Source organism: Streptomyces griseus subsp. griseus (genome assembly GCF_000720255.1).
GTDB lineage: Bacteria > Actinomycetota > Actinomycetes > Streptomycetales > Streptomycetaceae > Streptomyces > Streptomyces griseus_I.
In genome coordinates, this window is record NZ_JOJE01000023.1 from 55,394 (window position 1) to 78,795 (window position 23,402).

17 protein-coding genes and 1 pseudogene are annotated in these 23,402 nt (G+C 69.7%); 10 read left to right on the forward strand and 8 right to left on the reverse strand.

Annotation, left to right across the window (positions count from 1 at the left end):
* The first annotated feature begins 70 nt into the window (after positions 1–70).
* The 4 genes and pseudogenes from araB to IG99_RS27655 form a co-directional block, all read left to right on the forward strand.
* Positions 71–1,726 (forward strand): ribulokinase, encoded by a 1,656-nt coding sequence (gene araB, locus IG99_RS27640; RefSeq protein ID WP_037678255.1) that lies wholly within the window; start codon positions 71–73, stop codon positions 1,724–1,726.
* Between the two features lie 41 nt (positions 1,727–1,767).
* On the forward strand, positions 1,768–3,285 hold the full coding sequence (gene araA, locus IG99_RS27645; RefSeq protein WP_037678258.1) for an L-arabinose isomerase: 1,518 nt from the start codon (positions 1,768–1,770) through the stop codon (positions 3,283–3,285).
* A 24-nt stretch (positions 3,286–3,309) separates the two neighbouring features.
* Positions 3,310–4,038: an L-ribulose-5-phosphate 4-epimerase AraD gene (gene araD, locus IG99_RS27650; protein ID WP_037678260.1), complete on the forward strand. Its 729-nt coding sequence runs from the start codon at positions 3,310–3,312 to the stop codon at positions 4,036–4,038.
* A gap of 151 nt (positions 4,039–4,189) precedes the next feature.
* Positions 4,190–4,381, forward strand: a pseudogene (locus tag IG99_RS27655) (DUF418 domain-containing protein); the annotation flags it as partial.
* A gap of 495 nt (positions 4,382–4,876) precedes the next feature.
* On the opposite strand, the gene IG99_RS27660 reads toward IG99_RS27655, so the two are convergent.
* The 5 genes from IG99_RS27660 to IG99_RS49680 form a co-directional block, all read right to left on the reverse strand.
* Positions 4,877–5,098, reverse strand: a complete 222-nt coding sequence (locus tag IG99_RS27660) for a hypothetical protein (protein WP_037678265.1) — start codon at positions 5,096–5,098, stop codon at positions 4,877–4,879.
* Positions 5,099–5,240: 142 nt separating this feature from the next.
* Positions 5,241–6,536 (reverse strand): cation:proton antiporter, encoded by a 1,296-nt coding sequence (locus IG99_RS27665; RefSeq protein ID WP_051865968.1) that lies wholly within the window; start codon positions 6,534–6,536, stop codon positions 5,241–5,243.
* Positions 6,537–6,672: 136 nt separating this feature from the next.
* Positions 6,673–6,801, reverse strand: a complete 129-nt coding sequence (locus tag IG99_RS51435) for a hypothetical protein (protein WP_267882566.1) — start codon at positions 6,799–6,801, stop codon at positions 6,673–6,675.
* Between the two features lie 65 nt (positions 6,802–6,866).
* Complete coding sequence (locus IG99_RS27670; RefSeq protein WP_037678266.1) at positions 6,867–7,148, reverse strand: DUF7336 domain-containing protein; 282 nt, start codon at positions 7,146–7,148, stop codon at positions 6,867–6,869.
* 10 nt (positions 7,149–7,158) lie between these two features.
* Positions 7,159–7,410 (reverse strand): hypothetical protein, encoded by a 252-nt coding sequence (locus IG99_RS49680; protein ID WP_199815611.1) that lies wholly within the window; start codon positions 7,408–7,410, stop codon positions 7,159–7,161.
* Positions 7,411–7,446: 36 nt separating this feature from the next.
* On the opposite strand from IG99_RS49680, the gene IG99_RS27680 reads away from it, so the two are divergent.
* From IG99_RS27680 to IG99_RS27705, 6 genes are all read left to right on the forward strand, one after another.
* Complete coding sequence (locus IG99_RS27680) at positions 7,447–8,070, forward strand: SUKH-4 family immunity protein (protein ID WP_037678271.1); 624 nt, start codon at positions 7,447–7,449, stop codon at positions 8,068–8,070.
* A 615-nt stretch (positions 8,071–8,685) separates the two neighbouring features.
* A complete protein-coding gene (locus tag IG99_RS27685; protein WP_037678274.1) occupies positions 8,686–8,889 on the forward strand; it encodes a cold-shock protein in 204 nt (67 codons plus the stop codon).
* A 239-nt stretch (positions 8,890–9,128) separates the two neighbouring features.
* The gene (locus IG99_RS27690) at positions 9,129–10,622 is read left to right on the forward strand and encodes a DEAD/DEAH box helicase (protein WP_199815608.1); all 1,494 of its coding nucleotides are present in this window, start codon (positions 9,129–9,131) and stop codon (positions 10,620–10,622) included.
* Between the two features lie 97 nt (positions 10,623–10,719).
* Positions 10,720–11,022, forward strand: coding sequence for a CBS domain-containing protein (locus tag IG99_RS27695; protein WP_037678280.1), 303 nt, complete (start codon positions 10,720–10,722; stop codon positions 11,020–11,022).
* A gap of 48 nt (positions 11,023–11,070) precedes the next feature.
* Positions 11,071–11,385 carry an SCO5918 family protein gene (locus tag IG99_RS27700; protein WP_037678283.1) on the forward strand — a complete coding sequence of 105 codons (315 nt, stop codon included), beginning with the start codon at positions 11,071–11,073 and terminating at the stop codon, positions 11,383–11,385.
* Between the two features lie 568 nt (positions 11,386–11,953).
* Entirely contained in the window at positions 11,954–12,307 is a 354-nt protein-coding gene (locus tag IG99_RS27705) for a MerR family transcriptional regulator (RefSeq protein WP_037678286.1), read from the forward strand.
* 441 nt (positions 12,308–12,748) lie between these two features.
* On the opposite strand, the gene IG99_RS27710 is transcribed toward IG99_RS27705, so the two are convergent.
* The 3 genes from IG99_RS27710 to IG99_RS27720 form a co-directional block, all read right to left on the reverse strand.
* Positions 12,749–12,991 (reverse strand): hypothetical protein, encoded by a 243-nt coding sequence (locus IG99_RS27710; protein ID WP_051865948.1) that lies wholly within the window; start codon positions 12,989–12,991, stop codon positions 12,749–12,751.
* A 100-nt stretch (positions 12,992–13,091) separates the two neighbouring features.
* A complete protein-coding gene (locus IG99_RS27715; protein WP_107056038.1) occupies positions 13,092–19,532 on the reverse strand; it encodes an RHS repeat-associated core domain-containing protein in 6,441 nt (2,146 codons plus the stop codon).
* A gap of 195 nt (positions 19,533–19,727) precedes the next feature.
* Positions 19,728–23,297, reverse strand: a complete 3,570-nt coding sequence (locus tag IG99_RS27720) for a LamG-like jellyroll fold domain-containing protein (protein WP_234311976.1) — start codon at positions 23,295–23,297, stop codon at positions 19,728–19,730.
* Positions 23,298–23,402 lie beyond the last annotated feature (105 nt).

Sequence of the window (23,402 nt, forward strand, 5' to 3'; positions counted from 1 at the left end):
CCGGGCCCCCATTCTTCCGTCCAGTATTTCGAACGATGACTGTCATACCGAACAAGAGAGGTGGGGCGTCGTGCCTGAAGAACCCTGCGTTGTGGGTGTCGACTTCGGAACCCTGTCCGGCCGTGCCGTGGTCGTCCGTGTCCGCGACGGCGCCGAGCTCGCATCGGCGGAGCATGTCTATCCGCACGCGGTGCTGGACCGTGAACTGCCCGACGGCACCCGGCTGCCTCCCGACTGGGCGCTGCAGGTGCCTTCCGACTACGTCGACGTGCTGCGCAACGCCGTACCGGAGGCGCTCGCCCGCGCGGGTGTCCAGAGCGGACAAGTCATCGGCATCGGCACGGACTTCACCGCCTGCACGGTCCTACCGACGCTCTCCGACGGCACCCCGCTGTGCGAACTCCCCGAGTACACCGGCCGTCCGCACGCCTACGTCAAGCTGTGGCGCCACCACGCCGCGCAGGGCCAGGCCGACCGGATCAACGCGCTGGCCGCCGAGCTCGAGGAGCCGTGGCTGGAGCGGTACGGCGGGAAGATCTCCTCGGAGTGGGAGTTCGCCAAGGCGCTGCAGGTGCTGGAGGAGGACCCGGAGATCTACCGGCGCACCGAGCGGTGGCTGGAGGCGGCCGACTGGATCGTGTGGCAGCTGTGCGGGACGTACGTCCGCAACGCCTGCACCGCCGGCTACAAGGGGCAGTACCAGGAGGGCGTCTACCCCTCCCGCGACCACCTCGCCGCTCTGCACCCGGACTTCGCCGACTTCGTCGCCGACAAGCTGGACCAGCCGATCGGTCAACTCGGGCACGAGGCTGGTCGGTTGACGGCCGAGGCCGCCGACTGGACGGGACTGCCGGAGGGCATCACGGTCTGTGTCGGCAACGTCGACGCCCATGTGACCGCCCCGGCGGCCTCGGCGGTGGAACCGGGCCGGATGGTCGCCATCATGGGCACGTCCACCTGCCACGTCATGAGCTCGGACCAGTACGGCGTCGTGCCCGGCATGTGCGGTGTCGTGGACGGCGGCATCCTGCCCGGGATGTGGGGCTACGAGGCCGGGCAGAGCGGTGTCGGTGACATCTTCGCCTGGTTCGTACGGACCGGGCTGCCCGCCGAGTACGCCGAGCGGGCCGCCGCCGCGGGCCTGACCCCGCACGAGTACCTGACCGCCCTCGCGGCCGAGCAGAAGGTCGGCGAACACGGCCTCATCGCCCTGGACTGGCACAGCGGCAACCGGTCCGTCCTGGTCGACCACGACCTCAGCGGCGTGCTGATCGGCCAGACGCTCTCCACCCGCCCCGAGGACATCTACCGCGCCCTGCTGGAGGCCACCGCCTTCGGCACCCGCACCATCATCGACGCCTTCGAGTCCGCCGCCGTACCGGTACGGGAGCTGATCATCGCGGGCGGCCTGACCAAGAACGCCCTGCTCATGCAGATCTACGCCGACGTCACCCGCCGCCCGCTGAGCATCATCGGCTCCGCCCAGGGCCCGGCCCTCGGCGCCGCGATGCACGCCGCCGTCGCCGCAGGCGCGTACCCCGACATCCGCGCCGCGGCCCACGCCATGGGCAAGGTCCACCGCCGGGTCTACCTGCCTGACCCCCGGCGAGCGGCCGCCTACGAGCGCCTTTACGCCGAATACCGCGCGCTGCACGACTACTTCGGCCGCGGCGCCAACGACGTCATGCACCGCCTGCGCCGCATCCGCGCCGAAGCCTCCGCCTGAGCCGAACCCCTGTGAACCCCCGTGAAGAAAGGCCCCCTGTCATGACGACGTCGACACTGCCCCTCACCGGCCAGGAGATCTGGTTCCTCACCGGAAGCCAGGGCCTGTACGGCGAGGACACGCTGCGCCAGGTCGCTTTCCAGTCCCAGCAGATCGCCGAACGGCTCGACGCCGCCGACAAGATCCCGCTGCGCATCGTCTGGAAGCCGGTCCTCACCGACGCCGAGTCGATCCGCCGCCTGTGCCTCGAGGCCACCGCCTCCGACACCTGCGTCGGCGTGATCGTATGGATGCACACCTTCTCCCCGGCGAAGATGTGGATCGCCGGACTCAGCGCGCTCGACCGGCCGGTCCTGCACCTGCACACCCAGTACAACCTGTCGCTGCCCTGGTCGAGCATCGACATGGACTTCATGAACCTCAACCAGGCCGCCCACGGTGACCGCGAGTTCGCGCACATCGAGGCGCGGGTCGGAGTCAACCGCAAGATCGTCGCCGGGCACGCCACCGACCCCCGGGTCGTCCGGCGCGTCGCGGCCTGGACCCGGGCCGCCGCCGGCCGCCACGCCGCCCGCACGCTGCGGCTGGCCCGTTTCGGCGACAACATGCGTGACGTCGCCGTCACCGAGGGCGACAAGGTGGAGGCGCAACTGCGCTTCGGCTTCTCGGTCAACACCTACGGTGTCAACGACCTGGTGGCCGTCGTCGACGAGATCCAGGACAAGGACGCCGCCGAACTCGCGGCCGAGTACGTCGAGTCGTACGACGTCGTGCCGGCCCTGCGCCCCGGCGGCATCCGCCACGACTCGCTGCTCTACGCGGCCCGCCAGGAACTCGGCCTGCGCACCTTCCTCTCCGAGGGCGGCTTCACCGCCTTCACCACCAACTTCGAGGACCTGGGAGGACTGCGCCAGCTCCCCGGTCTGGCCGTCCAGCGGCTGATGGCCGACGGGTACGGCTTCGGTGGTGAGGGCGACTGGAAGACGTCCGCCCTGCTGCGCACGATGAAGGTCATGGGCGCGGGAGAGCCTGGCGGCACCACTTTCATGGAGGACTACACCTACCACCTCGGCCCGGGCACCCCCCGCATCCTCGGCGCGCACATGCTGGAGGTCTGCCCCTCGGTGGCCGCCGCCCGCCCCCGCTGCGAGATCCACACCCTCGGCATCGGGAACCGCGAGGACCCCGTGCGCCTGGTCTTCGACGCGGCGCCCGGCCCCGCCGTCGTCGTCGGCCTCTCCGACCTCGGCGACCGCTTCCGGCTCACCGCGAACGCCGTGGATGTCGTCGCCCCCAGCCAACCACTGCCCCACCTCCCGGTCGCCCGGGCCGTGTGGAAGCCGCGCCCCTCGCTCGCGGCGTCCGCCGAGAGCTGGCTGCTCGCCGGAGCGCCGCACCACACGGTGCTGAGCTCGGCCGTGGGCACCGAGACGCTGAGCGACTTCGCGGCCATGACGGACGTGGAACTGCTGACGATCGACGAGAACACGACCACCGACCGACTGGCCAAGGAGATCCGCTGGAACGCGGCCTACCACCGCCTGGCCCAGGCACTCTGAAGCTCTCCGGAAAAGGAAACGATCATGACAGCAAATGTCCGGGCGGGCCTGCGCCACGAGGTGCTGGAGGCGAACCTCGCCATCCCTCAGGTCGGTCTCGCGACCCTGACCTGGGGCAATGTGAGCGGAGTCGACCGCGGGGCGGGGGTCTTCGTCATCAAGCCGTCGGGCGTACCGTACGAGGACCTCACGGCCGGTGACCTGGTGACGGTACGGCTGTCCGACGGTGCGGTGGTGGACGGTGACCTGCGGCCGTCCACCGACACCGAGACGCATCGCTGCCTCTACCTGGCGTTTCCGTCGATCGGCGGGGTGACCCACACCCACTCCACGCACGCCGTCGCCTTCGCCCAGGCCCGTCGGGACATCCCCGTCCTCGGCACCACGCACGCGGACACCTTCAACGGGCCCATCCCCGTCACCCGCGACCTCACCCCCGAGGAGTGCGCGGCGGACTACGAGTACAACACCGGCCACGTGATCGTCGACCTGCTCGCGGGCGACGACCAGCGGGCCGTCGAGGTGCCCGCCGCGCTCGTCGCCGGCCACGGCCCCTTCACCTGGGGCGCGTCGGCCCGCAAGTCCCTGGAGCACGCGATCATCTGCGAGGCCGTCGCCGACATCGCCCTCCACACCCTGTCCCTCTCACCGACCGCCCCACCCCCACCCCACCTCCTGAACCGCCACTACACGCGCAAGCACGGCCCAGGCGCCTACTACGGCAATCCGGACACCGCCGTCGCCGCCCACTGAGCAGCTGGAACGCGGACGGCACCCCGGCCGTCCTCGGTACGTCGCCGGCGGAACCGTCCGGCGAGACCGGGACCCCCCGGCGACGTACGCGCTCGTCAACAAGCACAGCGGCGAGTGCCGGGTGGTCTGCGGTGTCAGCACCGCCTGCGGCGACGGCCACTTCCTCGCCCAGTCCGTGCTGTCCACGCCCGCCGGGACCGGCACGCAGCAGTCCTGGGTGCCGCTGCTCATGTACGTCCTCGGGGCGATCGTGTTCGCCACGGTCTGGTCCCGCTTCTTCCGCCGCGGCCCCCTGGAGCACCTGCTCAACACCGCCACCAAGCCCGCCAAGTACGTCCGGTGAGATCCGGCCGGTGTGCCTCGGCTTCCCGCCCCATCCCGGCCTGACCTGGCCGGTCCGCCCAGCCCGCAAGAGGATCGCCCTTGCGGGCTTCGGCCGTGGTCCTTGGCCGACTGATGTCAGCTCCACCCGGCACCGACCGGCCGGGGGCGGTGGCTGTGCGCTCGCGTCGGCCTGGGCCGACTGTCGGTACGAGGAGGGCGCGCAGGGAGCGTCGTGGTGTGACGGACCCGCAGGCCGAGCTCGGTGAGGATGCGCACGCGACATCAGATCGCCGGGCTGCATCCGGTCCACCTTCGCCGGCCGCAGCCGCAGCCGCAGCAACCGTCCGATGAGGCTGCGGCGGGCGGCGAGCACCACCGACTCCGCCGGCGGGTGCGGTGTTCACAGGATTCCTTTCCTACGTGGTCGGCCGCGCACCGCGTCAGCGGCGGCAGCACGGAGAGGGACCGACCGGGCGGGTGAGGCGGGACCGCCGGCGGAGAGATCCGCGCCGGTTCAGTGGACCAGTGAGGCCGCCCGCGTGGCGACGATGTGCACCCCTGCCTCGTACCACTCGGGACGGACGACGAACAGGACAGCGGCGCCCGCCACCAGCGTCAGGCCGAGAAGTTCCCGCGGCCCTCCCCTGCCGGGTGTGACGCCGCGGCCCGGCATGCCGGTGTCGGCCGACGCCCCGAGGGTGGTCTCGGGCTCCTTGTCACGAACGTGCTGTGTCATGCCTCCACCCTGGACGCCGGGCCGCGCTGCGCACATCCGGCGACTGTCGGGTCCGCCCCCGCCGAGTGGCTGGAGAAGACCGGCCTGGGGTAGGAGCCGTCAGGGCCGCGCCACCGCGAGACACGCGGCACCGCCGGGCACGTCAACTCCGCACGGCGACGTCCGGTGAGTCCGACGCGTCGGTCCCCGGGGAGCCGGGGCCGTCGGCCGCCGACGGGGGCGGGCCGGTCAGGGACCGGGCGATGGCCACCGAACCGGCGCCGTGGAGCAGAACGCTGCCGAGCACCGCCAGGGTCATGGCGTACAGGGCGGTGTCGGCGTACAGCCCGTCCGGCAGAGCGTTGAACGCGAGCAGGCCGAACACGATGGAGGTGGTGCCGCGTGGTCCGAGCGCGCCGACCATGAGCCTCTCTCGCCAGGTGAACCTCGACCCGAGGAAGGCGAGCATGATCGGAAGGATGCGTACGACGGTGAGCGCGGCGACGCAGAGCACGACGGTGGGCCAGTGGACGCCCTCGCCCATGGCGAGCACCACGGCGTTGCCGAAGAAGAACCACATGCACATCGTCGCCATCGAGTTGGTGTCCTCGATGAGCTGGAAGTCCGAGGCGTGGGGAGCCGAAGCGCCCCGTCGGCGGACCGGCGCCTGCCTGACGTAGCGGAAGGCGATCCCGCACACGAACGAGGCCACGAAGCCGTTGCCTTCCATCGCCGTGGTCACGGTGTAGGCAAGCAGCGGTGTGACCAGCACGACGATCCGCCGGGACTGCTCCGTCATCCACTCCGCGCGGTCGGCCAGATTGATCAGCCACGCCACCAGCGCCCCCACCACGAAGCCGGCCACGAGGGCCTTCAGCGCGAACGGCACGGCCGTGCCGAGGGCCTCCATGGGCGTTCGGGTGACGGAGTCGGTCCCGACGAGGATCAGGGCGAACAGGAAGAGGGGCGAGACGATGCCGTCGTTGTAGCCGCTCTCCACGTTGAGCACGCTGCGCACCCTGGCCGGGATGCGCCGGTCACGGACCAGCGTCTCGGCCGGGGCGAAGTCGGTCGGGACGACGATGCACGCGATGAGCAGCAGCAGCGCCACCGGCAGCCCGGGCAGCAGCAGCGTACCCAGCAGCACCATCGTGATCAGGCTCAGCGGCAGGGCCACCAGCAGTGCCCGGGCGGCGGAGCCGGGGTCGTTGCCGAACAGTCGCCCGCCCGGCAACTCGGTGGCGTCGACGAACAGCAGGACGGCCAGGATGACCTCGGCCACGTGCTGAGCTACTTCGGAGTTCAGGGTGACCGCGATATGGCTGTGGGTGAACACGCCCGTGACCACGCCCGCGAGCACCAGCACCAGAGGAGCCCGCACATGCCGTTGCTCCAGCCAGCCGGCGACCAGCGACCACCCGGCCACCACCGTGGTGATCACAATCAGGACAGGGATCATGTGCATCCGCTTCAGAACTCGTAACAGGCCGGCGGCCGCCCCACCGGGGCCATCCGCAAGGGCGTCGACCGGTACGAGCGCAGGCAGACCGTACAACGGACGAGACCCGGCAAACAGCACAGGGCCCTTACCGCGGTCAGAGGCGGCGGGCCCCGCGCAGCCCTTGGGCGTAGTAGCCGTCACCGTCGAGCCGTGAGGTGCCGCCCTTGTCGCCCATGGTGGGGCCGTCCGCGTTCTTCCGGCTGGAGATGAAGCGCGGGGGCACGGAGTCTCGGGTGGTGGCCGCAGACCCAACGGCCCCGGCCTTGGAAGCTACCGTTGACCTGCGGCTCAGCGGTTCACGTTCCGCACGAACCCCTCAGTCCACTCGTCTTCATCAAGTGCGTGCGCGTCTATGACGAAGCAGTCCGGCTCGTCGGAGAAGCCGGGAAGGAGCCGCGCTCGGCGCATGCGCTCCTCGGCCTTGTCCTGGGTGGAGTAGACGCCGAGCATCTTGACGTCGTCGCCGTCCTGCTCGTCGACGTACACCGTCTCCCCGTCGACGTGCAGGGTGGCACCCTCGGCACCGGCTTCGTTCTGGTGCCCGATGTGCCACAGCAGATAGACCGTCATGCGCTGGAGGCTACGGCAGAACCCAGTGCGGGGCGGTGGCATCATCGTGGGCCTTGCCCCGCGGCCGGCGCCGACCGTCGAGGTCGCCGGTGAGACGCTTCAGCTCTTTGCAGGAAGACGGGAGTACGACGACACGGGCGCCCGCGTCGGACGTGGTCGGTCCGGGAGCGTGCTTGCCGTAGGTCCGCTCGGGCTCGGCGAGGCGAACGCGGATGTCCGCAACGCTGTTGTCGTGACCGCTGCCGTCCACTGAGAGTCCCACCGCGCCCGTGGCGCCACCGAGTTCGGAGTTCCGGCAGTGTTTTTCGACGTCACCCGCAGCGAACTCGTCGACATCTTCGGCGAGGACCGGCTCGCGACCCTGCCCGCCACCGCCTTCCCGACTTCCCTCGCGGACACCGAGGGCGCCCGCCTCCTGCAGACCGTCGGCGTCCCCGCCGGGACGCTCCGGTTGCGTGAGCCCGACGAGGGCTCCGGCCGGCTTCCCCTCGTCGAGGACATCGTCGACGCGGAGGACTTCGAGGGCGCCTCGGAAAGCGCGGGCGAATGGCCCGTCATCGGGTGGCTGCTCAACGCCCACCTCGCCCTCGACGCCGGTTCCGGCAAGGTGCACGCCTTCGACCCCGACGAGGAGACCGTGGTCGAACTCCACGCGGACGTCTCCTCCCTCGTCCAGGTCGCCCTCCGGCTCCAGCGCCTGCTCGAGGAGTTCACCTTCAGCGGCGACGAGGGCGAGGAGGAAGCCGACTTCGAGCGCCTGGAGCGCGAGGTCGAGCGCATCCGTGAGGAGACGAGCGGCATTGACCCGCTCCCCTTCCAGGACGACGAGACCGTCTGGTCGGTGGTCGGCGAGGAGATTGCCGCGGGCCGGCGCTTCAGGGGCAACAGCCCGGGAGCCCGCTCGCTCTACGGTGATCGCTGACTGATGTCGCCCACGCAGCACGCGGTCTGCACGGTGCGCAGACCGCCTGTCCCGCCGGCTGGTGCCGCCGCCTGGTGGACGGCGACGGCACCGCCCACCAGATCGCGTCCGAAGCGTTCTCGGTCAGCCTGTCCATGGCTGTTTGCCAGAGGACCGCGAGGTGAACAAGCTGTGCCGGGCTGCCGTGGCGACGGTGTAGGTGGCTACGGCCGTCGGCGTCGTGCGCCCTTCCGGGCCGATGTGATCTTCCTCGCGGTAGAGGGGTCTCGGCGGGGTGCCCGTTGCCCCGTCCGTCAACGCCGATGGCAGCGGCACACGGCGCATCGACCGAGGTCGTAGCGCTGTGGACGGAAGCGTTCGACAGGAACGCTTCATCCGCGCGGATCAATATCTGCATCCGCGAAGTGAGAAATAGGCACGGTACACGGAGAGTATTCCTCGATCGCCGACCCGAGCAGAATCACTGACCGAACAGGGTCGCTCGCACCGTGCTAACGTCGTTCCCAGTTGCAGGTGTGGTTGCCAGAAGGTTCATTTCCCGACGGTCCAATCAGCACGGCGACGCAGAATCCGCACAGGGCGGATTCCGAGCATCGTCTCCGAAGGAGAAATGACATGGCTACTGGCACCGTGAAGTGGTTCAACGCGGAAAAGGGCTTCGGCTTCATCGAGCAGGACGGCGGCGGCCCCGACGTCTTCGCCCACTACTCGAACATCGCCGCCCAGGGCTTCCGTGAGCTGCAGGAAGGCCAGAAGGTGTCGTTCGACATCGCGCAGGGCCAGAAGGGCCCGACGGCCGAGAACATCGTTTCCGTCTGACACCGGCAACGCATACTTCGCAGCTGGGGCCCGCACCTTGGGGTGCGGGCCCCAGCTCGCTGCATTTCAGGGCGCGTGACGGGAAGGCCCCACCCACATCACCGAACGGGGACGAACTCCCCGTCGACCGACTCGACGCCCATCGTCTCCGGCTCGTTCTCGCGATTCTCTGCGCCTTTCATTTCGCTGCGGAAATTCCTTGCTACGTGCCTACGTGCCCACATCGAGGAAGGTTCCGCTTGAACCGCGCACGCACCGCACGCACGACCCGTACCTACGACCGCTCCCCGGGTTCTGCCGCCGAGCGCTCGAGGCCTCCGCGGCGTACCAGGGACTACGGACGTCGCCCGGCCGCACCCCAGGGCGAGTTCGCGCTGCCGGTGACGATCACGCCCGCGCTGTCCGCCGTCGAGTCGTTCGCCGACCTCGCCCTGCCGGCACCGTTGTTGGCCGCGCTCGGCCACGAGGGCGTGACCGTCCCGTTTCCCATCCAGGGGGCGACCCTGCCCAACTCCCTCGCCGGACGTGACGTGCTCGGCCGCGGCCGTACCGGGTCGGGCAAGACCCTCGCCTTCGGCCTCGCGGTGCTGGCCCGTACGACGGGTCGGCGTGCGGAGCCACGACGGCCGCTCGCCCTGGTCCTGGTCCCCACCCGCGAGCTCGCCCAGCAGGTGACCGACGCACTGACCCCATACGCCCGTTCCGTGAGGCTGCGACTGGCGACCGTGGTCGGCGGGATGTCCATCGGCAGGCAGGCCGGTGCGCTGCGGGCCGGCGCGGAGGTCGTCGTCGCGACGCCGGGGCGGCTCAAGGACCTCATCGGCCGTGGCGACTGCCGGTTGGACGACGTCGCCATCACCGTCCTCGACGAGGCCGACCAGATGGCCGACATGGGCTTCATGCCGCAGGTCACGGCCCTGCTCGACCAGGTGCGCCCCGAAGGGCAGCGGATGCTCTTCTCCGCCACCCTGGACCGCAACGTCGACCTGCTCGTCCGCCGCTACCTGACCGACCCGGTGGTGCACTCCGTCGATCCCTCCGCGGGAGCGGTCACCACGATGGAGCACCACGTGTTCCATGTGCACGAGGCGGACAAGTACCGGACGACCACGGAGATCGCGGCACGAGACGGCCGGGTGATCATGTTCCTGGACACCAAGCACGCCGTGGACCGGCTCACCGAGCACCTGCTGAACAGCGGCGTCCGCGCGGCGTCCCTGCACGGCGGCAAGTCCCAGCCGCAGCGCACGCGGACCCTCGCCCAGTTCAAGACCGGACATGTGACGGTACTGGTGGCGACCAACGTCGCGGCGCGCGGGATCCACGTCGACAACCTCGACCTGGTCGTCAACGTCGATCCGCCCACCGACCACAAGGACTACCTGCACCGCGGCGGCCGAACCGCCCGCGCCGGAGAGTCCGGCAGCGTCGTCACCCTGGTGACTCCCGGCCAGCGCCGCAGCATGAACCGACTGATGGCCGCGGCCGGGATCACCCCCCGGATCACCCCGGTACGTTCGGGTGAGGCGGAACTGAGCCGCATCACCGGCGCCCAGGCCCCTTCCGGTGTTCCCGTCGTCATCACCGCGCCCGTCGTGGAACGCCCCCGCCGCGCCGTGACGTCCGCGGCTTCCTCGTCCCGGAGCCGCCGCGACCGCCCCGCCCAGGGGCGTGCCACCGGACGAGCCGGGCGGCGCAGGGCGCAGCGGCCCGCTTTCGACTCGGCTGCCTAGAGGCATCGACCCGAAGCTCACCCATCGCTCATCCGTCTCACTGGAGGCAGCTTTGACACCGGTTCAGACGCAGCCACAACCGGCGGTTCGCTCCACCATGAGCGCAGTCGACGACATGGACGCGGCCGGGCCCCGGGTTCGGGACGACATGACCGTCGAGGTCGCCCTGTCCCTCATGGCCGGTGCCCGTGTCGAGTTCCTGCTGCTGTGCGACGGGGACGATCAGTGCACGGGCTCGGTCACCCGGGCCGAGCTCGCCGTTCACCGCAGCGGTTCCACGTACACGGACCGGCTCCGCCTACGGGACGTCGTCGACGAACCGTTCGCCTCGCCCGTCCCTCGGCCCGTCGCCGGCGGGGCACACGGCCGGGCCCCGGGCGTCCTCGCCCTCTCCCGCTGATCCGCCTCACCCCGATCAGCCCGTTCTTCTTCTCTCTGTGAGGGCAACATGCGCTGTGTCATCGCCCGGTACCCGTTCGACCTGAGCAAGAGCGGAGTGCTGGCCTCCATGAAGGGCGTCACGCCCGAGATCGTCACGGGTGAGTCCGTGACCATCGGCCGCCGCCGCTACCCCGTCAAGCAGGTGGGCGAGGTCGTCACCCGACAAGACCGCCGCGACTTCACCGGCGGCGAAGTCGTCCGAGCCATGACCCGCCTCGGCTTCACCTGCCATGCCCGCCCCGACGCCGCGCCCGAGCGGGTCTCCGCTCCGCTCCAGGCCTCGTCGGCGCTGCTCGGCGCCGCCGCCTGCCTGGACGGATGAGGACGGGCGGCAAACCCGCCATAAAGGATCCCGGTGAGGGCCCTGCCGACACGCGTCGGCAGGGCCCTCACGGCTGTCCCGCCGTCCGTTGTCCGCGACTGGACCGCCGACCAGGACGGCTGCGGCACCCGTTGTTGCAGGTCACAGGCTATCTGTTCCTCCTGGTAGGCGAAATCTACTCTTGCCAGAGTAGACATTGGGCTCTGACACAGTTAAGCTTTTCTTCGTCGACAGAGGTCAAGCGAAACCCGGCAGACACGAACTGGCGGGTTGCAGTACACGAAGTTCGCAGAGCAGTGCAGTTCTGGTTCAAAGGAAGGACGGAGGACACAGACGCCATCAGGATCGCCCGGCCCGAGAGGCGCTCGGCCGGGTACCGCAAGACCCCGGATTGGAAGGTGGTCCCCGGTCACGCAGCCGCGATCCCCGCACCCCCCTTCTGCAGGGCTGGTAGCGGAAAACAGAAGGTCGGCAGAGCATTAGGGCCGACAGATGGTGTTGAATTTCCTTCGGGGCCCTGGTGCCGTACGGCACCAGGGCCCCTCGACGCGTTGCACAACGAGGTGACATGACAGCAGACAACCCCCTCAGTGATCGTCTGGACGACGATGACTACCCCGCGTACACCATGGGGCGGGCCGCCGAGATGCTCGGCGCCACCCCGGCTTTCCTCCGAGCCATCGGTGAGGCTCGTCTGATCACTCCGCTTCGCTCGGAGGGCGGACACCGCCGGTACTCCCGCTACCAACTGCGGATCGCCGCGCGCGCCCGCGAACTCGTCGACAGGGGCACCCCGATCGATGCCGCTTGCCGCATCGTCATCCTTGAAGACCAGCTCGAGGAAGCTCAGCGCATCAACGCCGAGTACCGCCGGCGTGCCGAGCAGGAAGCGCCCGACGCTCCCCTTCGCTCTTCCGGGTGATCACGCGGGCGCGCGCCGGTCGGCTCGCACATGCGCGACGCCCGACCGCTCATGAGCGCCCGCCTGGGGCAGCAGGCCGTGCCGCGGTCAGCCTCCCGGGTGCGGGCGGCGGCGCCTGCGCGGTCCACGGCCTTGACGCAGACGAAGATCATCAGTCGACCCGGGCGTCGACGTCCACCACGGTTCCATGGCGCGAAGACCGTTTCGTCGCCGACCGGCCGGACCACGGCATGCGCGAGGGCACCGGCGAGCCGACGTCACCTTCCGGGGGCCCTTCACCATGACCTCGCCCGGGTGGAAGGTTGCTGACGGCCGAGCTGCTCGATCGGCTGTCGGTGGAGCACGACCGCCTTGCCGCGCAAGCGGCCTGTGCCCGGAGAGCTTGGTCAGGCCAAGGAGAGGTGGGAACGCCTCTGCCTCCTTCGGCGCACTTGAATTGCGCTAGGAAGTCAGGCCCTGCACGAACGACCACGTCGAAACGGCGCCTATGAGGACTCCGACGATCCTGATGACGAGCGGACTGAAGCCGGGGCCAGGAGCGAATGGGCCGCGGTTCGTGGCGAACTCGTAGATCCGGTAGGCGGAGTCGCCGACATTGAGGGCGAGCAGGAATCCGAGGATGCCGAAAATTCCCTTCCATGCCAGGTAGAGGAAGCCGGCAGCTCCCTCAGGGGCGGCTGTCATTATCGCGCTTCCCGGCATTTCTTCTCCAGCTGTGCGAAGTGAACAAAGGGCACGGACACTGCCGCGCCGCATTCTACATCAGCGGCGCGGCAGCGATTTCTCACCAGAACTTCAGGAAATCCCCGACTTCCCCGAACACGGTACTCGCGCTGGCTATCTTGGTGTTTCCGGCGCCGAAATTGCCGCCGAGTCCGCCGTAGGCTCCGAAAGACGTCGTGACACTGTGGACGATATCGCCCCGGCTGTTTCTGGTTCCGAAGGTTCCGCGGTGGCTCAGGCTGAACGGTCCGGCGCTTCCGCCGATGCCCGCCGACTCACCCCGGACCTGGTCGATCGAGTCCGCGTTGCTCCAGACAAGGCCGGCGGTGACACCGATGGACGCCTCGCCGCCGGATTGCTCCTCCTCGACCCAGGCGAACGCGTATTCGTCGCCGACCCGCATGAAGCATCCCGAGTACTCGGCTCCGGCGCCGAACATCGCGCTGCCACTCACGCACACGCCGGATGTCTTGCTGTACGACATGACGTAGTCGAAGCCGTCTTTGACGTCCCCCCATGAGGGCACCCAGTCCGTCGCTTTCTCGAACCAGTTCTTGTTGGCTTCGGCCTTCGGCTTGGGACCGGGGTTGGGCGGGGGCACAGTCCTCAGCCATCCCGTGGGAGGCGGCGTCGAGGGCAGCGTGATGTTGCGTCGGCCCGGGGTGCCTCCGAGGCCGGTGGGCTTCATTCCCTTGACCAGCGGGGGACGCTTTCCGCAGCGGCAGGCTCGGACAGGGCCCTCACCGCTGCTGCTGGTCTTCTTGCTGGTGCTGACCGGAATGCCGCCCCGGCACGTGATGCCATACTTCTGCGGCTCGTTGCACTCGGGGACGCCGAGGCCGGAGGGGTCGGCGATGGTTGCCGGGTTCTGGACGGCGTAGCTGTAGCCGTTGAGGGTCTGGCCGACGTTCGTCTGCAGGAGCGGGTCGACGCTGATGAACTGGCCGATCTCCGGGTCGTACTGGCGTGCGTCGACGTGGGTGAGACCGGTGCCGGTGTCGGTGGTCTTGCCGAGAAACCCCTTGTCGTCGGGCCAGGCCGCTCCGGTGGTGGTGCCCCTCGGCGCGCCGAACGGGGTCGAGTAGCGCCGGGAGTACTCCTGGTTCGTGGCGTCGATGGCGAGGCTCGCGGTGCCGTGCTGGTCGGTGACGAGGTAGCTCAGCTCGTTGCTGCCGCTCTCGTTGGAGCGCACGGCGACGGTCAGACTGCCCGATCCGTAGTGGCGCTGGGCCCAGGTGCTCCCGTTCGCCCGCAGGTGCAGCTCGGTGGACCCGAGGTACAGGACGCGCTCTCCGCCCTCGGTGGCGCGGACCAGGAGGGTGCCGTCGGCACCGTAGAGGTAGCTGGTCGTCTTTCCTCCCTCGGTGAGGGTGGCGAGCCTGCCCTCGTCGGACCAGTCGAGGTCCTGGGTGGCCGCACCGTCGGGCCGGCTGGTGGTGTTGCCGGTGCTGTCGAGCTCGTAGGAGCGGTCGGGGGCAGCGCAGTCGGCCTTGGTGCTGGTTCCGGTCAGGGCGTGGGGCTGGTCCGTCTTCTCGTAGCAGTACGTCGTGGTGGTGTCGCCGGTGCCGGTGTGTCCGGTCTCGGTGACGCGCTGGCCGGCGTCGTTGTAGGTGTAGCCGGTCCAGTACGGGACACGGCCGCCCAGGCTGTTCGTGCTGCGGGGGTCGGAGCACTTCTGCGAGGCGGGTGTCCATGCCTCGGTCAGGCGCCGGTGTCCGTCGTAGGCGAAGCACTGGGTCTCGGCCGACGCGGTGCCGCCCAGGGTGCTGGTGTCGGCGATGGAGGTGATGTTGCCGGCGTGGTCGTAGGTGTAGCCGAGTGCCTGGAGCTTGTAGGGGTGGGTCTGGTCCGTGACGTGGCTGCCGAGGAGGCGCCCGGTGCCTTCCTCCCAGGTGTTGGTGACGTACGCCTTCTTGTGTTCCTCGGTGTTCGCGGTGCCGAGGACGAGCTGCTGGGCCTGGCCGAGGGCGGAGTAGTCGACGTCGAGGAGGTAGCCGGTGCTGCCGGCGATGGACGTGACCTGCCCGAGGCCGGTGTAGCCGTAGTCGACGATCTCCGAGGGCAGGCCGCCGACGGCCGGCTCCTTGGAGCTCTGCAGCGTGCCGTCGAGGTTGTAGCGGTTCTCGAACGCGAGGGTGGCCGGTGCGCCCGCCTCGACGAGCGGGTCGGAGGCCGGCAGGGTCAGCTCGGTGATCGTGGGCCGGGACAGGCTGTCGTACTCGGTGACAGTCCTGGTGTACGCCTTGCCGGACTTGCCACCGACGTAACGGGTGCTCGCGTCCGGCAGGCCCTTGAGCAGGGAGTCGTAGGTCAGGGCGGTCAGTTGGTTGGCGTCGGTCTTCGAGCCGGTCCAGGTGCCGGTGATGCGGCCGATCGTGTCGTAGCCCGAGAGAACGGTACGGCCGAAGGAGTCGGTGGTCCTGGTGAGCCGGTCGAGGCTGTCGTACCCCAGCTCGGTCAGGCCCTTGTCCGGGTCGTCGGCGCTGGTTCTGCGCCCGAACAGGTCGTAGCCGTACGTCCACGCGGCGCCGTCGGGGCCGGTGACCTTGGACTGTTTGTCGTCCAGTGTGAGCTGGAACCTGGTGGAGGCGTACGAGGCGGTTCCCGAGCCGCCGCCGAACTCCGGGTCGGCCGGGCTGGTGCCCGCGTACTGCCGGGTCTCGACGGTCCGGCCCCGTGCGTCGGTGATGGTACGGGTTGCCGAACCGCCCTGGAGGGCGGTGGTGGCGGTGGAGTCACCGGTGTGGGTCGTGGTGGTCGACCACTTCTTCACACCGTACGAGTAGAGGGTGCTGACCGTGGCCCGCTCCGCGCCGTCGTACACCGTCTCGGCCTGTGCGGGCGCCTCGCCGTACTCCCCTCGCGTGTAGGTACCGTTCGGGGTGGCGGTGCTGTCGAAGATGTCCTCGTACTTCTCGTAGGCCAGGCCCCGGGTGTCGTAGCGGGTGTCGGTGAGCACGCGGCCGCCGAGCGGAGTGGGGGTCTGCGTCTGCAGCGGGCGCATCATCGAGTCGTACAGCTCATAGCTGGTGTTGTACGTCTCGCCGTCCTTCTTCAGGGTCGAGGTGGACACCCAGGACGGTTCGGTGCTGCTGATCCGGTAGGCGAAGGTGGTGCCGGCGCTGTATCCGGCCGCTTTGTTGCGGTTGGGCTGCCAGACCGCGGTCAGCCGGCCGAGGGCGTCGTAGGTGGACTCGGTCTTCTTCAGGTTGGCGTCGTACATGCGCAAGGCCTGGCCGTGTCTGGGGTCCAGGAAGCTGGTCACCTTGTGCCCCATGGGGTTGGTGACGATCGTCTTGGTGAGCGGACCCGCGGCGACGGGGGTGTAGGCGGTGTTGGTGGTCCGGCCGTCGGCGTCGGTGACGTCGACGGGGCGGCCGAGCGTGTCGTAGGTGGTGGCGGTGACCCGCTGCCAGCCCGATGCCGCGCGCAGTCCGTCCGCACCTGCCGTGGCGTTGTAGCCGGTGGCGCGTCCGGCCCAGGTGGCGGCTCCCTTGGTCGGGGTCTGGGTCGCCGACCATGTGGTGGCGGTGGGGCTGTCGTAGACGGTGGCGGTGTCGGAGAGGACGTCGCCGCGAGTCTTCGGGTCCGTCGGCAGGCTCAGGCTCGCGTCGGTGACCGAGCACGACCGGCCGACTGTGCGCTTGCGCGAGACGAGGTCGTTGATGCCCACGTCGGCGTTGCGCGCGTACCAGGTGCGGGTGCAGGTCTGGTCGCCGTCCTTGCCGACCTCACCGGAGTCGTCGACGGCCACCGGCATGCCGTGGTCGTCGTAGGTGGTGGCGATCGCGCGGGCCCGCCAGGTCTTCGCGGCGGTCAGGTACGCATAGGTGGTGGTCTTGTCCGTACGGACATAGCGGGCGACGTGGTCGGGGGCGCCGGGCGCGCTCTGGCGCGCGGTCTCCTTCGACCAGGGGTCGTTGACCTCGACGGTGATCGGTGTGGCGCCGTCGTAGGTGACGTGCTGGCGGCGGATGCCCGCGTACTGGTCGCTGTCGGTGATGCCCGCGACCCCGATGGCCGGTGAGGACAGCGGCGTGAGCGTGACCGATCGGGTGGTGCCGTCCTTCTTCTTGTCGCCGTGCATGCCCTGCAGGTACAGCGAGACGGTCTTGGAGCGTGTGGTGCTCGTGGCGCCCGTGTGGACGATGACCTGGCGGTAACCGCGCCACTCGGACCAGGTGCGCTCGGCCTGCGGGACGAAGGGGCTGTCGCTGTGGTGCCAGGCGGCGCCGCTGTAGTCGTAGGCGTACTCGACGGCGTCGTTGTGGCCCGCCGGGTCGGTCACGACGACGGCCTCGACCCGGTACTTGTGGAACCAGTCGACCGACGCCTCGGCGGCGCCGTTGATATTCCAGTAGACCGGGTAGCAGGAACGGGTGTTGGTGTCCTCGGCCGCGCCCAGCACCTCGCTTCGCACGCACTCGGGTGCGGACAGGGTGACGGTGGTGATCGCCCCGGTTTCCGAGGTGACCGTGGAGACGCGGGGGCGGGTCAGGGGCAGGATGTCGTCGGTGCCGTCGACCCGGTTCTCCCGCCACTGGTACGTGAACGAGACCGGGTTGAGGGCGATGCTCGTGCCGCCGGCCTTGCCGGTCCGCTTGATGGACTTCAGGGTCAGGACGTGGTCGGAGGTGTCACCGATGTCCCCGCCGTCCAGGTACTCCTGGGTGAAGTCGTAGGAGTCCACCGGGTCGTGGGCGCTGCTGGTGGCGTTCCACGAGAAGGTGTCGATGCCGGTCAGTCGCTTGCGGGAGAAGAACGACGGGCCGGTGCCCAGACAATCGTCGTCGCCGTCGGTGCAGATCGCGTCGAAGGGGACGTCGGGCCAGTTCTTGGCGGTGTCCTTGGTCAGCTGCGAGCAGTCGGAGACGGTGCACCGCTCGGCGTGGGTGAAGGTGACCTTGGCGTCGGCGTCGTCGGTGAACAGTGCCCCCTTGCGCAGGCCGTACTTGATCTCCTTGAGGTAGCCGCCGCGTGTGTAGGAGGCGTTGGCCGTGGTGGCCTTGTTCTTCTTGTAGTGGTTGGTCTCCTTGGCGTACCAGTACGTCGAGGCGTTGCCGTGGGTGTCCTCGACGTAGTCCAGGTTCCACCGCCATGCCTGGGTGACGGCGCGGCCACCGAAGGAGGTGCCGTCGGAGTAACCGGGTTCGCCGGAGTCGTCGCCGAAGACGGGCACGGTCCAGGTGGAGTCGGTGCGCTGCTCGCCCGCGCCGGCGAGCTTGTTCAGTCCGAAGACGTACTTGGTGCCGTCTCCGGTGATGACCGTCCAGTACTCGCCGTTGTTGTCGCCGTTGTCGGCGTCCGTGGAGCGGGTCACGGTCGAGGCGTCGTCGTTCGCCAGCCGCCAGGTGCTGTCCCAGGTGCCGGAGACCTTCACCAGGCGGGTCGCCTTGCCGTTCAGGACCAGTTGGGCGTTGTCGTACTTCCAGCAGCTGTCGAAGACGTCCTCGTGGCCGTCGTCGTCGCACGAGCCGTAGGCACGCTCGATGTGGGACTCGGTCAGGCTGAAGCCCTCACCGACCGCGCTGCCCTGGTTGTTGGTGGTGGCGGTACGGCCGTCGACACTGGCCGAGTCGTACGACAGGGACAGCTCCGGCGTCGGGCCGGCGGCCGGGGACGGCACGTTGACGTCGTAGTTCCAGTGGAACGAGCCGGAGTTGTCGCCCGCCTCCCAGGAGGACGACTCCGACAGTTCCGTGGCCGAGTAGTCACCGGTGCCCGAGGGGGACTCGCCCGAGCCGGGGCCCGTCGCGGTCACCGCGAGGACGGTCGTCCGCGCGGACGCCGCCTTGGCCGACTGGGCCGACTGGGCCGACAGGCCCTCGCCCGACGTGTCCAGCGCGACGGTCGCGGTGACGGTCCGGCCGGCGGGGTCGTTGCGGGACTCCACCGGGGTGATGGTGCGGCACTCGGCCTTCTCGGGCGTCGTCAGCGCACAGGCGGGCAGGCGCACCAGGCGCAGCCGGGAGGACCAGTCACCGCCGACCGCCGAGGCGAAACCGCTGTAGTCGACAGCGATGTCGGCCCGGCCCGCACGGTCCGCCCCGGCGGTGAGCAGGACACCGGTGATCCCGGCACGCCGCGCCGCCTTCTGGCCGAGCACCGTGATGCCGGCCGTGGTGCCGTCCTCGGCAGCGCCCTTGCCGGCGGCCGGGGCGATGGTGACGGGGAGCCCGCCCGGCTTCGCCGTGGCACGCTTGTTCACGTCCAGTTCGACGACCGCGTCGCCCTGCGTGGGCCAGGCCGCCTGCTGCTCGGCACGCGCCTTCCGTGCCCGTTTCGCGTCGGCCCTCTTCTCCTTGGCGACCTTCGCACGGGCTTCCTCGGCGCCGGGCCCGTCGACCGCTTTGACCTTGCTCACGCGTTGTTCGGGGACGTCCGGCCGGCCGAGTCCCTGGTCGGCTGCCTGCGCGACCGGGGTCAGTCCGGTCGGGACGACGAGCGAGAGGGCCAGCGTCGCGACGACCGCGCCGACGCGCCGTCCGCCCCCACTTCGCATCCTTTTTGGTGTGTATCTGCCAGAAATCATGGTTGTTGGATCACCCCGTTGTTCTGAGCCGTGAAAGCCGGCAAGTGACGTGCCGGTGACCGGTGATGTGCTGAGTGACAGGCAATGTGCGGGGCAGGTGGTGCGGCGCCGCCGTCGCGGCACCGCACCGTTCCTCCCGCGCGGATCGGTTCGCGGGGGACCGGATCAGTCGCCCACGCGGACCTCGACCTGCTCCGGGCTCGCCATCGCCCCTGCCCACAGGCGGACTTCGGAGACGCGGGCGGGCAGGTAGTGCTTCCACGCGCCGTTGGTGAAGCCCTTGCCGATGGCGAAGTCGCCGGTGCCCATCTGGACGGTGAACGCCTTCGCGTCGCCGTTCTGCCCGTAGCCCAGGTAGAGGCTGATCGTGCCGTAGAGCGAGTCGTAGATACCGGTCAGCCGCACCGGGCTGTCCAGAGCCGCCACTTCGTCGGAGACCACGGAGGAGAAGGTGCCGTCGGCGTTCAGGCGGCCGAAGTGCCAGACGCCGACCGGCTTCGTGATCTCCTCCAGTGTCTCCTCGTCGAGGACGGTGTCCTTGCCGGTGAGCTCGTACCAGAAGCCCCAGGCGGATCCGTCTGCCGTCCGCTGACCCAGGACCTGCCCGGTGTATCCGATGTCCTTGCTCACCAGTTTCGCGGAGTCCAGCTCGACGAGCGTGGACACGGTGAAGGGTGCGTGGTCGTAGACCAGCGGGCCCGGGGCTGTGGCCGCGTCGTCCACTCCGTCCAGGACGATGGCCTCCTCGCTGATGGAGGCGCCGCCGGACAGGGTCAGGCTCCTGCCGTAGCCGGACGTGGTGTCCGCGATCGTGGTGCCGCTTCCCCGAGCGGCGTTCCAGTCGGCCACCATCTCGACTCCGGCGAAGTTCTCCGAGAGCAGCAGCCGGGTCTCGTCGGCGACCTCTTCATGGGTCAGGACCCGTTGCCAGACGGCGACTTCGTCGATCGAGCCGGGGAAGTGGTACGTGGAAGCACCGCTCGGGAACTTGTAGCGGCCGAACTGCAGCCCTCCGGTGGACTCCCAGGAGCCCGCACCGGTCGCCAGGGGCTGGCTCTGCCGACGGCCGTCCACATAGAAGATCAGCTCCTCCGTGGCCGGGTCGTAGCTGCCCGCCAGGTGGGTCCACACCCCCGTCTGGGCGGCGTAGACGGAGTACTTCCCCCGGAGGGTGGAGCCGTCCTGGTCGAGCACGCCGAAGAACCACTGCTTCACATCGGCGAGGTACCACAGGACGAACGTGTTTCCCTGCCCCCCGGGCTGTGCGAGCACGGAGGCGTTCTTGCCGCCCTCGTCCAGCCGCGCCCAGGCGGAGACCGTGTAGGCGGAGCGGGTCTCCAGCACCGGCGCGCCGGTCTCCGCGTAGGCGGTGGTCCCGTTCAGCGACAGCCCCTTGTCCGTGACCGCCTCCGCCAGGGGCAGGCCCTCGGCGTCGTGCGTGACCAGCCCGCGCCGGCCGCGGTCGTCCCGGGCCGCGCCCCCGGCCAGTGTCGCGTTGTCCGCCCCGTCGGCGGTGGCGGAGTCCACTGCGATGCCGTCCGGCTCGTCGAAGTGCCAGCGGCCGACCGGCCCTTCGCCGGCGGCGACGAGGAAGTCCACCACGTTCTGCGCGCCCCAGCGGCCCACCGAGTCCTTCGCCCGCACGTACACGCTGTACGTGCCGGAGCTGTTGGGCGTGATGTCCTTCGACACGGTCGATCCGTTGACGGGCGTCGACCAGGCGTCCGCGGAGGACAACTTGTACTGGTAGGCGACGTTCGAGTCGCCCGTGGCGGGGCCGAAGGTGAAGGTGGCCTTCTGGCCGGGGCCGCCTCCCGCCGGGCAGGCCGTGTCGGTGCAGGCGGAGTAGGGACTGCCGACGGTGATCTTCGGGGCCTTGGGAGCGGTCGGGTCGACCTTGAAGTAGCACCAGCCGGTCGTCGAGGCGTTGGAGGGCCCTGAGAGGTAGCTGCCGCCGCTGTTGTAGTACGAGCGCACCCACGCCCGGTACCGGTAGAGCTTCCCCTCGGTCAGCGTCGACCAGGACTTGGTCAGCTTCACACCGTCACCGACGTACCCGCTGGACGGGCTGAGATCACCGTTGCCTGCCGTGGTGTCCGACCAGGTGTTGTCGCTGTTCTTGTGGTCGAGGTCGAAGTAGACGCGCAGCTGTGCGTCCTTCTCCCCGCCGGCGGCGGTCTGCGCCGTCGCGGTCAGGGCCGGGGTGGGATCGGAGACGATCGCCGGGTCCGACTCGGTCTTCTCGCACACGGTGCCGGACCCGGTCACCAGGCCGATGCCGGTGGGCTTGGCGGGCAGGCCCACGAAGTCGACCGCCAGCACGGCGTCGTTCTTGAACCGCTTCCAGGCACTGGTGTCACTCTCGTCGTGCGCCCGGATCTCCAGCGTGAGCCGGGAGAAGCCGCCCGCCGCGAAGCTCCGCACCGTCGGCGTCAGGTTCTCGTTCGTCTCCTCGGGGTTGTCGTTGAACTCGATCGGCGCGTCCGGGGAGTTCGGATCGCACAGCGAGCCCCGTCCCGCCGAGACATGCCGGTCACCCATCAGATCCAGCGCCTTGGGCCGCGAGGACCAGGTGGTGGAGGAGGAGATGTTGTTCGTGCGCACCAGGTCCACCCAGCGCGGATCGCACTGGAACGCCCACGGCTCGGTCACCCGGAACGTGGCGTCCAGGACCTGCTTGCCCTTCAGGCTCGCCGGCGAGAACTCGAAGTACAACCGCTGCACATAGCCCGGCCCGCAGTAGTAGTTGTTCCAGGTGCCGCACTTGCCCGCGCCCTTGCCCAGGCCGTCGTCGCCGTTGCCCCAGCCGTACGACTCGTAGCCGTCACTGCGCAACAGGGTCCGCTCGGACTCATCCCAGGTCACCGTCGGGTCGATGTACAGCGGAAACGCCGACGCCTCCGTCTTGGACAGCATCTCCGCGTCCGGGATCACCGTCAGCGCGTCGTCGGAGACCTTCACGTCCATGGTGGTGACGGTGTCCCCCGCGCCGGGCTCCGCACCCTGCGCGGGGGCCGCGCCCGTCTCGGCCGGATCCGAGCCCTCGTCCTCCGCGGCATCCGCCGGGGCCGCCGCCAGGGACATGGTCCGAGCTCCGGACGCCGTGCCGGCGGAGTCCCACATCTGCGCGGGCGGGGCCCGGAAGACCCGGTTGCCGTCGTCGTCGATCGCGGTGAGGTTGCCCGCCTTGCCCTTGAGCAGGCTCAGGCCGGTCGCCTTCAGCGCGTAGTCGATCTCCTTCAGTTCCTCCTGGGCCGCGGCCTCGGGAGACTTGACCACCAGCACATGGCGGAACCCCTCCACGGAGGCCGTGATCACGAGGTCGACCCCCGGAAGCACTTCCGGGTACACCGCGTCGGCCCCGTCCAGCTCCGGCTCGGGAAGCTTGCCCGGCCAGCCGATCCGAAGCGAGCGCCCCGCGTCGGAGATCTCCACCAGCGGATCCTTCGCCCCGCCGCCCGAGAACTCCATCTCCACCGCCGCGGCCTTCGGCACCACCGTTCCGTCCGCGCGGACCTCCAAGGTGGCGTCCGGCGCCTGCCAGCCCCCGTCGGCCGTGGGCACCCGCACCGGAACTGCGGATTCCTCCAACGTGAAGGTGTAACCGTCCGGGTTGGCGAAAACCGTCGTACGCTCCGAACGCTCCCCTACGACCTCGACCCGCTTCCCGGACTCCTGGGCCTCGGCGAGCGCCTTCTGCCCCTCCGCCGGCGGGCGCTCCGCTTCGTCCGCCACCGCTCGAGAGACCGGCACCCCGGCGCACAGTGCTGCCAGAACCGCCACAGCAGTCACAGCGGACCCCAGGGGCCGCGTCCGTCTTACCTGCACGCCGACGGCGCG